This is a genomic window from Streptococcus agalactiae (genome assembly GCF_949788565.1).
GTDB lineage: Bacteria > Bacillota > Bacilli > Lactobacillales > Streptococcaceae > Streptococcus > Streptococcus agalactiae.
In genome coordinates this window covers 659,629-674,863 of sequence record NZ_OX460931.1, presented here as the reverse complement: position 1 = coordinate 674,863, position 15,235 = coordinate 659,629, and the positions used below count along the sequence as shown (strand labels likewise).

The window sequence follows — 15,235 nt, the reverse complement described above, 5'->3', positions numbered from 1 at the left end:
TTGTATTATTTCCTTTAATATATCAAAAAATTACCATTATGCATTATATCATCTTTCGAAGTAAAGTAAAAGGGAGAATAGCAATGATCCTCCCTCTATCAATATTAACCTGAATTTCGTAAACCTGTTGCAATACCATTAATAGTAATATGAATCAACTTCTCATAGTCTTCATCTAGTTGGTTACTACGAAGACGTTTAATCAATTCAATTTGAACATAATTCAAAACATTGAAATATGGCAAACGATAATCTAAACTTGCATGTAACATTGGGTTTTCTTCTAATAAATTATCATGCTGTTCAATAGCTAAAATCATATCTTTAGTTAACTGCCATTCATTAAGGATGATATTAAAAACATCTCGAACTTCTTTACTTCCAGCTAACTGAGCATACTGAAGCGCAATATTCATATTTGATTTTGATAAAACCATATCTACATTAGATAAAAGAGAATTAAAGAATGGCCATTTTTGATACATGGTTTGTAATTTTGCTAAGTTTGCCTCATCTTGTTCAATAAAGTGCTTGAAGGCTGATCCAACACCATACCAACCCGGAAACATAATACGATTTTGTGACCATGAAAATACCCATGGAATTGCACGTAAACCCGAAATTTCTGTAATTGTTTTACGTGCTGCTGGCCGAGAACCAATATTTAAACTTGATACCTCTTTAATTGGACTTGCTTCAAAGAAATAGTCATAGAAATAAGGATTATCAAAAACTAAATTTCTATAAACAGCATTACTTTCAGCCACAATATCATCCATTGTCTCACGGAAATTATCAATTTCATTAGGGTTAGTAATCATACGTGTTACCATGCGGTCTATGGAAGCTGAAATAAGCATTTCAAGGTTATAATAGGCTGCATCTTGATTACCATATTTATTCTCAATGATTTCACCTTGCTCTGTTAGGCGAATTCGATCTTTGATTGAACCAAAAGGTTGTGATGTGATGGCTTCATAAGATGGACCACCACCACGACCAACAGTCCCACCACGACCGTGGAAAAATGTGATTTTAATACCGTTTTCTTCACCTATTTTTGTTAGCTCATTTTGAGCTTTATATAGAGTCCAACCAGATGATAAATAGCCACCATCTTTATTACTATCTGAATAACCTAGCATTATTTCTTGATAATTGTTGTTAGTAGCAATCCATTTTTTAACTAATCCATAATGTAGATACTGGGTCATAATATCACGTGAATTATCCAAATCTTCGATGGTTTCAAATAACGGTACAATCTGAATGCGGGCTTGATTGGCATCAATTAGTCCAACTTCTTTTAACATGATAGCTAACTCAAACATATCCGAAACGCTCTCTGTGTGAGAAATGATATGCTGTTTTATAATGTCTTCACCCAATTGATCTTTTAACTCACGTGCTGTTTGGAAAATAGCCAATTCTTTTTGAAGTAACTCGGATTTAGGAGCATGCGTAGAAGATAATGTTCTAGGATCTTCTGTTAATTCTTTTAAGAGAAGTTGACATTTTTCTTCTTCTGAAAGAGAACTGTAATCATCTACAATATTGGCAGACTTCAATAATTCTGCTACACAAGCTTCATTAATACTAGAATCTTGACGCATATCAATAGTAGCTAAATAAAATCCAAAGATATCTACTGCTTGAATAAGACAAGCTAATTCGCCATCAACAAGAGAATCTTGTCCATGTTGAACTAAAGATTGCTCCACAAGTAACAAATCTTGTTTAAACTCCTCAGCAGTAGAGTATGCTGGTAGTTCTTCTGTCTGTATGTCAGAAGCTACTTGAGCGATATGTGATTTTATATACCTTCCTATAATATCAGAAGATTCTTGGCGACTAACAAATTTCTCTTTTGGGGAAGAACCAACTTTTAAATTTAGTAGGGTTTGTACTAGTTTATCTTGGATAAAATTGAAAGCTTTACGGTAAGGTTCATTTTCCCTATATACCGAATTATCTTGTGACTGGTTTGCCAATGTAACAAGTTCGGGAGAGACTTCAGTTAGACTTATTGAAAGTGACATATTACGATAAAGTTCATTTAGCTGCTCAATATAATGGTTAATAATCACTTCACTTTGTACCATAGCTGATAATCTTAGTGTCTCAGCAGTTACAAAGGGATTGCCATCTCTATCACCACCAATCCACATCCCCATAGTCAGAGGCTTAGGATTCTCTAAGTGAATACCTTTTTTAGCTGCCAGTGCCTTATATTCTGCTGTTAATTTGGTAACTGCTTTAATAAGAGAACGGTTGTAATATTCCATTACATTGGTTATCTCATTTTTGACTTTCAATTTTTTCTCGCGAATAGTGTCTGTTTGCATGATAATGCCGATGTAACGACGCAAGTCAGCATACCATTTTTCTTGATTCACGATTCCTGCCTTGACATCTCTGTATTTACGTAATAAATCATGAATCTTAGACGTTAATTCGAGCACCGTTTTACGCTGCACCTGAGTAGGATGAGCTGTTAGCACAGGCACAACATTGACATGTTCAAGAATATCTTTAGCATTTTCATGGCCAGCTACAACATCAATAGTCGTTGATAACTTTCCTAGGTAATCTTGGTTAAGATTATTTTTATAATTAATTTCATATGCTAAATCAACGTCTTCTGAAATATTAATTAAGAGCGGCAAAATAGAGAAGTAACGAGAAACAATAACCATCTCCTCGTTGCTTAAAGCCGAAATAGTTTCCTTCAGACCAGTATAATCGTCAGTTGATGATAATGAAACTATTTTTTCAATCTTGTCAAATGATTCACTACCAATCAATTTTTGCGTTGCTTCATCCAAAAGCTGCTTCAGTAAACCGACCTCTTCGGTAATGATTTCTTTATTGCTACTACTTTCTAATTTCGGGTGGGACAAACCATCACTTCCTCTCTTAAATCTCACTACTATGATACCATTTTAAAGTAAAAAGTAAACCATTCTAGGATTTTTAGATAGAATTTTCAGATTTTTACTTATTTATGACAGTAATCAGTTTTTCTTGTTCGACTTTTTTGATATACTGAGGATAATTGAGATTAACTGATTAGTTGTTAATTAACAACTATTATTAAAGGAGTATCGCATGGAACTTAAAAAACGCTCTGAATTCCCTGAAAATGAACTTTGGGATCTGACTGCTCTCTACAAAGATCGTCAAGATTTTTTACTGGCGATTGAAAAAGCTCTTGAGGATATCAAGGTTTTCAAAAAAAATTACGAGGGAAAACTTAATTGTGTTGAGGATTTTACTAGTGCCCTTATGGAAATCGAGCATATTTATATCCAGATGAGTCACATTGATACCTATGCTTTTATGCCTCAAACTACTGACTTTAGCAACGAAGAGTTTGCACAAATTTCTCAAGCAGGATCAGACTTCGCAACTAAAGCTAATGTACTACTTTCTTTCTTTAATACTGCCCTAGCAAATGCAGATATAAAGATTTTAGATTCTTTAGAAAATAACCCTCATTTCAAAGCAACTATTCGCCAAGCTAAAATTCAAAAGCAACACTTATTAAGTCCAGAAGTCGAAAAAGCTTTGACAAACTTAAATGAAGTCCTAAATACACCATATGATATTTATACTAAAATGCGTGCTGGCGATTTTGATATGGAAGATTTTGAAGTTGACGGAAAAACCTACAAAAATAGTTTTGTAACTTATGAAAATTACTTTCAAAATCACGAAAATGCAGAGATACGTGAAAAATCCTTCCGTTCATTCTCGAAAGGTCTACGTAAGCACCAAAATGCTGCAGCTGCGGCTTATCTTGCAAAAGTCAAATCTGAAAAGTTAATTGCTGATATGCGTGGTTACGATAGTGTTTTTGATTATCTTCTTTCCGAACAAGAAGTTGACCGTTCAATGTTTGACAGACAAATTGATCTTATCATGGATGAATTTGGTCCAGTAGCTCAGCGATTCCTCAAACATATCGCCGATGTTAATGGTATTGAAAAGATGACTTTTGCAGATTGGAAATTAGACATTGATAACGAACTTAATCCCGAAGTAAGTATCAATGATGCTTATGACTTAGTAATGAAATCAGTTGCTCCTTTAGGAAAAGAATATTCCCAAGAGGTTGAGCGCTATCAAAAAGAGCGTTGGGTTGATTTTGCAGCTAACGCCAATAAAGATTCTGGAGGATATGCTGCGGATCCTTACAAAGTTCATCCCTATGTACTCATGAGCTGGACGGGGCGTATGAGCGATGTCTACACACTTATTCATGAGATTGGACATTCTGGTCAATTTATCTTCTCAGATAATCACCAAAGTTTTTTCAATACTCACATGTCCACTTACTATGTTGAAGCTCCATCTACTTTTAACGAACTTTTACTTAGTGACTACTTAGAAAACCAATTTGATACAGCACGTCAAAAACGCTTTGCTCTTGCACATCGCTTAACTGATACTTACTTCCACAATTTCATTACTCACTTACTTGAAGCTGCTTTCCAACGTAAAGTTTACACTCTAATTGAGGAGGGAGGAACTTTTGGAGCAGAACAATTAAATACTATTATGAAGGAAGTATTAACACAATTCTGGGGAGATGCTATTGAAATAGATGACGATGCTGCTTTGACATGGATGAGACAAGCTCATTACTACATGGGGCTCTATAGCTATACTTACTCTGCTGGTTTAGTAATCTCGACAGCCGGCTATCTCAATCTCAAAAATAATCCAAACGGAGCAAAAGAGTGGTTAGCATTCTTGAAATCTGGTGGGAGCCGTACCCCTTTAGAAACAGCTCTATTAATCGGTGCTGATATTTCTACTGATAAGCCTCTACGCGATACTATTAATTTCTTATCTAACACTGTAGATCAAATTATTAATTATAGTAATCTTATTAAGCAAGGCTAAACTACAGCCTTTCAAAAACATAAAAACAAGTTGGAGATATCTCCAACTTGTTTTTATCTTATTTTTTGTAAACTTCCTGATAAAATTCAATTTTGTCATTCTTTTTAACTTTAATTTGGTTTGCTGCCTTAGGAGCTAATTTATTATTGACCTTGAACATCCAATAAAGCCCTTTGGTTTCATCTTGGCTGATGCCATCAATTGAAGTAATGAAACCATCTTTTTCTTTAACTTTATAGTTAGCTTTAAGCACATCCAAAACAGTGTCACCTTTATGGTAAACAACCTTTTCACTTAACACGTTCGTATCTTCTTTAACCACCAATTCAACCTTACCAACTTCTAACGTTGAGCTAGTTGTTGTCTTATTCGATGTAGATGGTTGCCCGCAAGCTACTAAAGTTGTAGCGAATACTGTTAGCAAGAATAATTTAATGTATTTTTTCATTCCTAAATCTCCTTAAAATCGGTAACAAAAGAGGATAAAATAAACAAGTTGATAAAGCGTGTGCCATATTAAAACTAAGTCCTGCTAATACATAAGTCCACCAAGGCATATGATATAACCAAGCAAAACAGGTATCAATAATGACGCCATAAACAACCCCTAACCCTCCTGCAAAGAAAGTTTGAAGTACTACCTCCGTTATTTTACCAAAACATACAGCTTTTGTCAGCGGATATATCAGAAATTTCCACAAGCATAAAATTAAAGTGAAGGAAATGATTTGCAAAAAGACCCATGGCCCAAAGTCCATTAAAAAAGAAGAAACTAGCATTGTTATAGTTACAGTAGCTACACCTTCTTTTAAATCGAATAAGACAACTGTAATCAAAAAAATGGCAGTAATTGGCTGAATGTTAGGCAGAGGTGCAAAAGCATATCTCAACACAACACACAAAGCAGATAATATAGCGACTCTAGTCAATTTAGTTAAAGTTGAATTCTTTATCATATCTTTAATTATACCTCAAAACTATGACTGCCGCTTAAAAGTCTTTTTTATTACAATTTCATTTCTAATGTTACATAAACGACCTCTTTTTTTAAAAGAACGTAAATAAGCCTGTAAACTTTGATTTTTTAAACCTTTTAAGTTACAATATCAATAATGAGAAGAAGAATTAAACCTATTGTTGTTGCGGTTTTTTTCAGTTTATTTGGACTTTTATTAATTATTGGTCATTTACATTCGACAAATACTTTGAAAAAAGAATTAGTTGAAGCTAAAAAGACAATTCCATCCGTAAAAGCTTCAAAAGTACCGCAAAAATCAACATCATCGAAAGATAAAGAGTTTGTTCTTAAACCGATTATCGATGTCTCTGGTTGGCAACTTCCTAAGGAGATTGATTACGATACGCTTTCAAAAAATATTTCAGGTGTTGTTATTCGTGTCTTTGGTGGATCAAAGATATCTAAGACTAATAACGCTGCTTATACAACTGGAATCGATAAATCGTTTAAGACCCATATCAAAGAATTTCAAAAGCGAAATATCCCAGTAGCTGTCTACAGTTATGCACTTGGTTCAAGTGTTAAAGAAATGAAAGAAGAGGCTCAGATATTTTATAAGAATGCAGCTCCTTACAAACCAACTTTTTATTGGATTGACGTAGAAGAGGAGACAATGTCTAACATGAATAAAGGTGTCCAAGCATTCCGAAAAGAATTAAAAAGACTTGGTGCTAAAAATGTTGGTATCTACATCGGTACTTACTTTATGACTGAGCAAGGGATCTCTGTAAAAGGATTTGACGCTGTTTGGATTCCAACTTATGGTAGCGATTCTGGATACTATGAAGCAGCTCCGCAAACTGAACTTAAATACGATTTACACCAATACACCTCTCAAGGTTATCTACCAGGATTCAATCAACCGCTTGATTTAAATCAAATTGCAGTTAATAAAGACAAGAAGAAAACTTATGAGAAACTTTTTGGAAAAGTAAAAGATTAAAAGCTACTGTTAACAGTAGCTTTTTTGATAAACTATTTATTATTTAATTCTTCAATAGAAAGGATTTTTTGAGTTGGTTTTTTCCAAAGCGTAGTAACGATTGCTTCTGCCACTATCACAACCTTAGTTGGAAAGACCTTTTGTACAACAATACCTAAGAAAGGCAGATGACTAAGTAACTTTATACACTTGGCTTGGAAAATCGAGAGAGGTCGCTCTTCACCATACATCAAACCTGGTCTTACAAAAAGATAATCCAGACCGCTTGCTTTGATTATCTGCTCTACCTTCCTTTTACTTCTAATGTAAGCTGAATAGCCGCTGTTGGCTGAAATGTAAACTAACTTTGGTATTTGATTTTTGTGACAGAGTGCTACTGCTTTTTGGGTTGCTTTAACGTTAAGCTCATCTAGTTGATTGGGCTTAATCGCTCCAATACAGTCAATTAATATATCAAAAGTTCTGTCTTCTAAATGAATCTTATCAGCTTCTGTAATATCTCCCTTAATGTAGGTTAATCTAGGATCCTTAAATATATCACCTTTACCTTCATGTCTTGATAAGTAAGCCACCTTATGCCCTTTTGTAAGCGCTGCTTTTATTATCTGCTTTCCTAAAAAACCACTACCACCTGCAATCAGTATTTCCATAGTTCCCTCTCCTTCATTTTGTAAATTTAGTATAGAAATTTTTATATGCCTTGTCAAAGTAATCGTTTAATACCTGATCACGGTATGATTTCAAGTCATTACATCAGGACACTTCATATTTAGCTATTTATAAAACTTCTAATTTAACATTCCAAATAGTACTGTTGCGATATTTATTATCATTATTCCCTGAAATGGTATTCAAGCTTATTTCTAAGAGTCAGTAGAAATTTACTATAATCATCTTTAAATGTTATAATAAATATGAAACAAACTTATTAGTTAAGGGTCATTATGAGTAAAAAGAATAAAATCAAAAAAACTTTAGTTGATCAAATTTTAGATAAAGCAAAAATCGAACATGATAGTCTACAATTGGATGCTTTACAGGGAGATTTACCCAACGGTATTCAAAAACAAGATATCTTTAAGACATTAGCGCTAATCGGTGATAAAACCGGTCCCATAATAGGTATCTTACCTCTCACCGAGCATTTATCCGAAAAAAAATTAGCTAAGATTTCAGGAAACAAAAAGGTACAAATGATACCTCAAAAAGATCTCCAGAAAATAACAGGTTATATTCACGGAGCAAATAATCCAATTGGAATTCGCCAAAAACATAATTACCCTATTTTTATCGATACTATCGCTTTAGAAAAACAAGAACTCATTGTCTCTGCAGGAGAAATTGGACGTTCTATTCGTATTAATAGTGAGGTTCTTGCAGATTTCGTAAATGCTAAATTTGCCGATATAAAGGAATAATAATTAGGATTGGAGAAAAATATGAAATTTTATCTTGTTAGACACGGAAAAACACAATGGAATTTAGAGGGGCGTTTCCAAGGAGCTAACGGAGACTCACCTCTCCTTGAAGAAGCTATTGAAGAATTAGAAGAACTTGGACAATACCTATCATCTATTCATTTTGATGCTGTTTATTCTAGCGACTTAGGTCGTGCTAGAGATACTGTTAATATCCTCAATGATGCTAATTCATGCCCAAAAGAAATCCACTATACTCCTCAACTTCGTGAATGGGCATTGGGAACTTTAGAAGGTTGTAAAATTGCAACTATGCAAGCTATCTATCCTCGTCAAATGACCGCATTTTATCAAAATCCCTTACAATTTAAACATGACATGTTCGGTGCAGAATCTCTTTATCAGACAACGCATCGTGTAGAGAGTTTCTTACGTTCTCTAGCTTCAAAAAATTACGACAAGGTCCTTATTGTAGGACATGGAGCAAACCTAACTGCGTCTATTCGTTCCTTACTGGGTTATCAATATGGTAGTTTACACTACAAAGATAAACTTGATAATGCCAGCCTCACAATCATAGAAACTCATGATTTTAAAGACTTCAACTGTCTGATTTGGAACGATAAATCTTATTTAAGGCAAGAGGTCAAAATGACACACTAAAATAATCCACTAGATTCATCTAGTGGATTATTTAATTATCTAGCATACTTCATGCGTAATACTTTTTCTTGTTTTGCAGTTAGGCGCAATAAAATAACAACTTTATCAACGCTCATATTACTCTCAAGCAGACGCTCTGCTGCCATCATTAAACCATTATTAAGTCCCATTTCAAGGACTGGATTACTTTTATCGTTGATATCAAAAATAAATTTATTATCAGGTAAGTCAAACAACACTTTAACAGCACCGAATAATTGCTCAAAGTTATCAATAGCAACATCATAAACTGGTTTAATTCCCGGTTTTAAAGAACGTCCTCTATGGTTGAACCACATAGAATGCCAACCACCATTAAATGCACCCATAATATCATTATCATATGAATCACCCACATAAAGTGTAGTTGAAGGGTTCATATCAAATTGCTCTGCTGCTAAATTAAAAATCTCCTTTTCAGGCTTTTGAAAACCAGTTGCTTGACTAACTATAACACGTTTTGGATCAACATAGTCGTAAAGTCCCAATTTTTTTACTTTTTTCAATTGATGTTCCGTAGGACCATTTGTAATAATTCCCATTGGTACATTTTTTGATTTCAAAAAGTCAAGTGTCATACGCATCTCATCAAGCATTGTAATATTTTCAAGTTCATGTTCGTATATTTCTTGAAAATAAATACCAGTAGCTTCGTCAATTTCACGATAACCAAACTCTAAAAGCGTTTCTTTGCATCGCCAGAAACGAAAATATTCTGTTGTCCATTCACCAGCCATTACTCGTGGAAAGCCAATATCTGAATAATGACGAAATCGAATATAAGCTTGGTTAATAGCGCTCATATCAAAATCAGGAAAGCATTTCTCCACAGCAATACGGTAAGGTGCTTGTTGATCGTAAATCGTATCATCAACATCAAAAACAATTGAAGTAATCATGATTATCCTTTTCTTTCTGAATTTTCAATTGTTAATTATACCTTTTTCTACCCTTATTTTCAAATGGTGAAAAGTCTATTAAAAATGAGAATAACACCAGAAACTCATAAAATAAATTATGAATTATCAGTGTTTTTGTGGTACAATAGGATGAATACTAACTTGGAGGAAATTATGTCTAACCAACATATTGAAGAATTAAATGACCAACAGATTGTTCGTCGTGAAAAAATGGCTGCTTTGACTGAACAAGGCATTGACCCTTTTGGTAAACGATTTGAACGTACAGCAACATCTGGTCAATTAAATGAAAAATACGCTGACAAATCAAAAGAAGACTTGCACGACATTGAAGAAACTGCTACAATCGCTGGTCGTTTAATGACTAAGCGCGGTAAGGGGAAAGTTGGCTTTGCGCATATCCAAGATCGCGAAGGTCAAATTCAAATTTATGTCCGTAAAGATTCTGTTGGCGAAGAAAACTACGAAATCTTTAAAAAAGCTGATTTAGGTGACTTCCTTGGTGTTGAAGGGCAAGTAATGCGTACAGATATGGGAGAACTTTCTATCAAGGCTACTCATATTACTCACCTTTCAAAAGCACTCCGTCCACTTCCTGAAAAATTCCACGGCCTAACTGATATTGAAACAATCTATCGTAAACGTCATCTTGATTTAATCTCAAATCGTGACAGCTTTGACCGTTTTGTAACTCGCTCAAAAATCATTTCAGAAATTCGTCGCTTTATGGATAGCAATGGTTTCTTAGAGGTTGAAACACCTGTTCTCCATAATGAAGCTGGTGGTGCTTCTGCTCGCCCATTTATCACACACCACAACGCACAAGACATTGACATGGTTCTTCGTATCGCAACTGAATTGCATCTAAAACGTCTCATTGTAGGTGGTATGGAGCGTGTTTATGAAATCGGACGTATTTTCCGTAATGAAGGGATGGATGCAACCCACAATCCAGAGTTCACATCTATTGAAGCCTACCAAGCCTATGCTGACTACCAGGATATTATGGACTTGACAGAAGGTATTATCCAGCATGTTACAAAAACTGTAAAAGGTGATGGACCAATCAATTATCAAGGCACAGAAATTAAAATTAATGAACCATTCAAACGTGTTCATATGGTTGATGCGGTTAAAGAAATCACTGGTATTGACTTCTGGAAAGAAATGACTCTTGAAGAAGCACAAGCTTTGGCACAAGAAAAAAATGTTCCTCTTGAAAAACATTTCACAACAGTTGGTCACATCATTAATGCCTTCTTCGAAGAATTTGTTGAAGACACTTTAATTCAACCAACTTTTGTCTTTGGTCATCCAGTCGAAGTGTCTCCACTTGCTAAGAAAAATGATACAGACCCTCGTTTTACAGACCGTTTCGAACTCTTTATCATGACTAAAGAATACGCTAATGCTTTTACAGAATTAAATGACCCAATTGATCAGCTATCTCGCTTTGAAGCACAAGCATCTGCTAAAGAACTTGGCGATGATGAAGCAACTGGAGTTGATTACGATTATGTTGAAGCACTTGAATATGGTATGCCACCTACTGGTGGACTAGGTATTGGTATCGACCGTCTCTGTATGCTGTTAACTGATACAACAACTATCCGAGACGTCCTACTTTTCCCTACAATGAAATAAGAATATATTAAAACCCATCCTTATTTAAGGTGGGTTTTAATATTACCTCTACTGAACTTTGTTAGGTTTCTGATTTATCGCTCACGCAATTTTTTATCAAGGTTCACCATTTCAATAGCCGAAAGAGCACAATCATAACCTTTATTTCCTGCTTTTGTTCCTGCCCTCTCAATAGCTTGTTCGATATTATCCGTTGTTAGAACACCAAAGATATGAGGGATATCTGACTGGCTATTTAAATGACCAATACCTTTTGTCACCTCATTACAAACATAATCATAATGATCAGTGCTGCCTTTAATGACTACCCCAAGACAGATAATAGCATCATAATCTTTATATAATGCCATTTTTCTAGCCATATAGGGGATTTCAAAAGCACCGGGTACCCATACAATATCTATATCTTCTTCTGAAACACCATGTCTCAACAGTCCATCTACTGCTCCTGATAATAATTTAGATGTAATCAATTCATTGAAACGTGAGACTACGATTCCTATTTTCATTTCGTTTGCCACTAATTGTCCTTCAATAATTGTCATTTTTTCTTCCTCCTTTAATCTAAAAGATGTCCCATTTTTTCTTTTTTAGTTTTTAAATAATTAAGGTCATAAGCTGTTGCTGCCACCTGTAATGGCACTCTGTTTTTGACGCAAATTCCTTCTGCTTCAAGTTGTTGGATTTTATCTGGATTATTGGTTAGTAAGTTTATAGAATTTATACCTAAATCTTTTAAAAGTTGAGCACTAACTCCATAGTCTCTCTCATCTCCTTCAAAACCTAAAGCCAAATTAGCTTCTAAAGTATCTAAGCCTTCTTCTTGCAAATGATAAGCTTTTAACTTATTAATCAAACCAATTCCTCGACCTTCCTGTCTCATATAAAGAAGGACGCCACGACCTTCAGCCTCTATTTGTTGGAGGGCATTAGCCAGTTGTTCCCCACAATCACATCTCAAGGAATGAAAGACATCACCTGTCAAACATTCTGAGTGTAAACGACATAAAACATCTTCACCACTACTAATATCCCCTTTAACAAGGGCAACATGTTCCTTATTTGCCACAACTTCGCTATATCCATAAGCCGTAAAATGACCGAATTGCGTTGGTAGCTGAATCTCAATTTCTCTAACCACCCCTCCCTCTTCTTGACGTCTATAGTCTTGCAATTGTTTTATGGTAGCGATAGCTAAATCGTGCTTTTGAGCAAATGCTAATAACTCATCCTTTCTCATCATACTACCATCTTCAGCCATTATTTCACAACAAAGTCCACATTCCTTTAATCCAGCTAAACGACATAGGTCAACGGTTGCTTCAGTATGTCCATTTCTAGCTAAAACACCTCCTTCCTTGGCTAACAAGGGAAATAAGTGCCCAGGACGTCTAAAGTCTTTAGCTTTGCTACTATCGTTAGCAACCATCTTAGCTGTCAAAGCTCTATCTTCCGCAGAAATCCCAGTACTAGTTGATAGATGATCAATGGATATGGTAAAAGCTGTTTCATGATTATCAGTATTATGGCTAGCCATTTGAGCTAATTCTAACTTTTCAGCATAGTAATTAGACAGAGGTAAGCAAATTAATCCTTTCCCAAATTTAGCCATAAAATTAATCGACTCTTTTGTCACCATTTCAGCCGCACAAATAAGGTCCCCTTCATTCTCTCTATTTTCGTCATCCATCAAAACTACCATTTTCCCTGATTTGATGTCTTGTAAAAGTTTTTTTATTGGACTAAAGGCCATTAGCTTTCTCCTCTCTCTTAGTAGCCATTTTCTGATAAAAAAGACCAATCCATTACCGATGAAGTGTGATTAGTTCTATTAGTCGGTGCTAAAAATTTCTCAGCATATTTGCCTAAAACATCCACTTCGATATTTAATAAATCCCCAACCTTTTTTAAGGATAGATTAGTTTGAGCCATCGTGTGGGGAATGACCGAAACTTCAAAAGAATGCTCTGTAAATGATACCACCGTTAGGCTAATCCCATCTAGAGCCACCGAACCTTTCTCTATAATATAAGACATAATACTGGGCGGAGCATCAATTGAAAATCTAACAGCAATATCATCTTTTTGGATTTTTTCTATTTTTCCAACCCCATCTACATGTCCAAGAACAAAATGCCCCCCTAGCCTTGAGTCACTTCTGAGTGCTAATTCTAAGTTAACTTTAGAATGAAGTCGTAAAGCAGCTAAACTTGTTCGCATCATACTTTCTGGCATGACGTCTGCCATAAAAGCTTTTTCACTTTTGTCAAGAACCGTCAAACAAACACCATTAACAGCTACGCTATCCCCTTTTCTTAATAAAGGGACTAGTTTGGGAGCATCAATACTTAATTGTTGGGACTTTATGCCATTCCGAATACGACTGACTTGACCCATTTCCTCAATAATTCCTGTAAACATAATGTTCTACCTTTCCTTCAATAACAACATCAGAATCCATACGACTAAGTTCAATATCTTTTACTCTGAAAGCTTGGTTAAGCCAATCCAAGCCTTCTCCAGAAATAGCTGTTTTTGCTTTCAGACCTCCTATTATTTTGGGTGCAATAAAAACAATTAGTCTGTTAACAATACCAGCTTCTAAAGCTGAAAAATGTAAACTACTTCCTCCTTCAATAAGAAGGCTATCAATCCCTTCTTGTCCTAAAATAGTCATTAATACTTTCAAATCCAGCTTTCCATCTTTTCTTGGGACCTTAATCAAACGGCAACCCATTTCTTTTAATGTTTGTTGCTGAGCAAGATTATCTGAACATGTTGCAATCCATGTTGGTATTGTTTTAGCGCTCATTTGATATCCACTTAGAATCGCCCGTCTTTGTAGCTATCTTCCCATCTAAAGTCATAGCATATTTCAAATAAACAAAAGGCTGCTTATAGGTCATGTGAAAAATAAATCTTTCATTCAGAGCATCGCATTTTTCTCTTAAGATACCAACTTCAACATTTAAACCTTCTTTTCTTAACAAGGCAATCCCTTTTCCTGAAACTAAAGGATTTGGATCTAAACTTCCAACTACTACTTTTTTGATACCAGATTTAATAAGAGCTTCAGTACAAGGTGGTTGCTTACCCACATGACAGCATGGTTCTAAAGTCACGTACAGAGTACTTCCAGAGATATCCTCATCAGCATTTTTAATAGCCTGTCTTTCCGCATGTAAATCTCCAAATCGTTTATGATAACCTTTGGAAATTATACGATCATCTTTAACAATAACAGCACCTACTAATGGGTTGGGAGCAACGAACCCCATACCTTTCTCAGCCTCTTTCAAGGCTAATGCCATGTAGTCTTCTTTTTTCATCATTTCCTTTTTCCTTCTAAAATAAAAACCCTTAGCTTCTAAAATAGAAAACTAAGGGGAGGGATGAGAAGTCGTTGATTATACTAATTAGCATTATATTTTAGGTAGCACAAAAAAACTAAAGACTCCCTATAGAAAACTATAGGGAGTCTCTCATTAATCCAGCACAAATAAACTGCAAGTAGCAGACAATCACTGAATTCTTCTCTCATCCAGACTTTACTGTCGGTACTGGAATCACACCAGTTCATGCTCGAAAGCTCGCGGACTATACCGCCGGTTAGGATTTTCACCTGACCCCGAAGAAATTCTATTTGACAGTTATTTTACTAAACTCATTTTTATTTGTCAAT

13 protein-coding genes, 1 pseudogene and 1 riboswitch are annotated in these 15,235 nt (G+C 35.1%); of the genes and pseudogenes, 5 read left to right on the top strand and 9 right to left on the bottom strand.

Going from position 1 to position 15,235, the window contains the following annotated elements:
- Nucleotides 1–104: 104 nt before the first annotated feature.
- The gene (gene ppc, locus QOR44_RS03625; RefSeq protein ID WP_000019271.1) at nt 105–2,900 is read right to left on the bottom strand and encodes a phosphoenolpyruvate carboxylase; all 2,796 of its coding nucleotides are present in this window, start codon (nt 2,898–2,900) and stop codon (nt 105–107) included.
- A gap of 208 nt (nt 2,901–3,108) precedes the next feature.
- Between ppc and pepF the strand changes: the two genes are divergently transcribed.
- The gene (gene pepF, locus QOR44_RS03620; RefSeq protein ID WP_000421049.1) at nt 3,109–4,908 is read left to right on the top strand and encodes an oligoendopeptidase F; all 1,800 of its coding nucleotides are present in this window, start codon (nt 3,109–3,111) and stop codon (nt 4,906–4,908) included.
- Between the two features lie 58 nt (nt 4,909–4,966).
- Here the strand turns inward: pepF and QOR44_RS03615 are convergent, their stop codons facing one another.
- Nucleotides 4,967–5,356 carry a DUF4430 domain-containing protein gene (locus QOR44_RS03615; RefSeq protein ID WP_000759944.1) on the bottom strand — a complete coding sequence of 130 codons (390 nt, stop codon included), beginning with the start codon at nt 5,354–5,356 and terminating at the stop codon, nt 4,967–4,969.
- Nucleotides 5,340–5,864 carry an ECF transporter S component gene (locus tag QOR44_RS03610; RefSeq protein WP_000594802.1) on the bottom strand — a complete coding sequence of 175 codons (525 nt, stop codon included), beginning with the start codon at nt 5,862–5,864 and terminating at the stop codon, nt 5,340–5,342. The genes QOR44_RS03615 and QOR44_RS03610 overlap by 17 nt, the downstream gene beginning before the upstream one ends.
- A 156-nt stretch (nt 5,865–6,020) precedes the next feature.
- Here QOR44_RS03610 and QOR44_RS03605 point away from each other — a divergent pair, with 156 nt between their 5' ends.
- Complete coding sequence (locus QOR44_RS03605; RefSeq protein WP_001254338.1) at nt 6,021–6,869, top strand: glycoside hydrolase family 25 protein; 849 nt, start codon at nt 6,021–6,023, stop codon at nt 6,867–6,869.
- Between the two features lie 32 nt (nt 6,870–6,901).
- On the opposite strand, the gene QOR44_RS03600 is transcribed toward QOR44_RS03605, so the two are convergent.
- Entirely contained in the window at nt 6,902–7,519 is a 618-nt protein-coding gene (locus QOR44_RS03600) for an SDR family oxidoreductase (RefSeq protein WP_000404302.1), read from the bottom strand.
- 294 nt (nt 7,520–7,813) lie between these two features.
- Between QOR44_RS03600 and QOR44_RS03595 the strand changes: the two genes are divergently transcribed.
- Together QOR44_RS03595 and QOR44_RS03590 are read left to right on the top strand one after the other, a co-directional pair.
- Entirely contained in the window at nt 7,814–8,287 is a 474-nt protein-coding gene (locus QOR44_RS03595) for an aminoacyl-tRNA deacylase (RefSeq protein ID WP_000038843.1), read from the top strand.
- 21 nt (nt 8,288–8,308) lie between these two features.
- The gene (locus QOR44_RS03590) at nt 8,309–8,950 is read left to right on the top strand and encodes a histidine phosphatase family protein (protein ID WP_000675283.1); all 642 of its coding nucleotides are present in this window, start codon (nt 8,309–8,311) and stop codon (nt 8,948–8,950) included.
- A 35-nt stretch (nt 8,951–8,985) separates the two neighbouring features.
- Here QOR44_RS03590 and QOR44_RS03585 read toward each other — a convergent pair whose 3' ends face one another.
- The gene (locus QOR44_RS03585; RefSeq protein ID WP_000633102.1) at nt 8,986–9,888 is read right to left on the bottom strand and encodes an HAD family hydrolase; all 903 of its coding nucleotides are present in this window, start codon (nt 9,886–9,888) and stop codon (nt 8,986–8,988) included.
- 174 nt (nt 9,889–10,062) lie between these two features.
- Here QOR44_RS03585 and lysS point away from each other — a divergent pair, with 174 nt between their 5' ends.
- Entirely contained in the window at nt 10,063–11,553 is a 1,491-nt protein-coding gene (gene lysS / locus QOR44_RS03580; RefSeq protein ID WP_000070708.1) for a lysine--tRNA ligase, read from the top strand.
- A gap of 74 nt (nt 11,554–11,627) precedes the next feature.
- On the opposite strand, the gene ribH is transcribed toward lysS, so the two are convergent.
- From ribH to ribD, 4 genes and pseudogenes are all read right to left on the bottom strand, one after another.
- Nucleotides 11,628–12,098 (bottom strand): 6,7-dimethyl-8-ribityllumazine synthase, encoded by a 471-nt coding sequence (gene ribH, locus QOR44_RS03575; RefSeq protein WP_000152414.1) that lies wholly within the window; start codon nt 12,096–12,098, stop codon nt 11,628–11,630.
- Between the two features lie 14 nt (nt 12,099–12,112).
- Nucleotides 12,113–13,306, bottom strand: a complete 1,194-nt coding sequence (locus tag QOR44_RS03570; RefSeq protein WP_000885818.1) for a bifunctional 3,4-dihydroxy-2-butanone-4-phosphate synthase/GTP cyclohydrolase II — start codon at nt 13,304–13,306, stop codon at nt 12,113–12,115.
- A 17-nt stretch (nt 13,307–13,323) separates the two neighbouring features.
- Nucleotides 13,324–13,974 (bottom strand): riboflavin synthase, encoded by a 651-nt coding sequence (locus QOR44_RS03565; protein WP_016480625.1) that lies wholly within the window; start codon nt 13,972–13,974, stop codon nt 13,324–13,326.
- Nucleotides 13,955–14,885: pseudogene (gene ribD / locus QOR44_RS03560) on the bottom strand (bifunctional diaminohydroxyphosphoribosylaminopyrimidine deaminase/5-amino-6-(5-phosphoribosylamino)uracil reductase RibD). Before ribD ends, QOR44_RS03565 begins: the two are co-directional and overlap by 20 nt.
- Before the next feature lie 193 nt (nt 14,886–15,078).
- Nucleotides 15,079–15,193, bottom strand: a riboswitch (FMN riboswitch).
- Between the last annotated feature and the right edge of the window lie 42 nt (nt 15,194–15,235).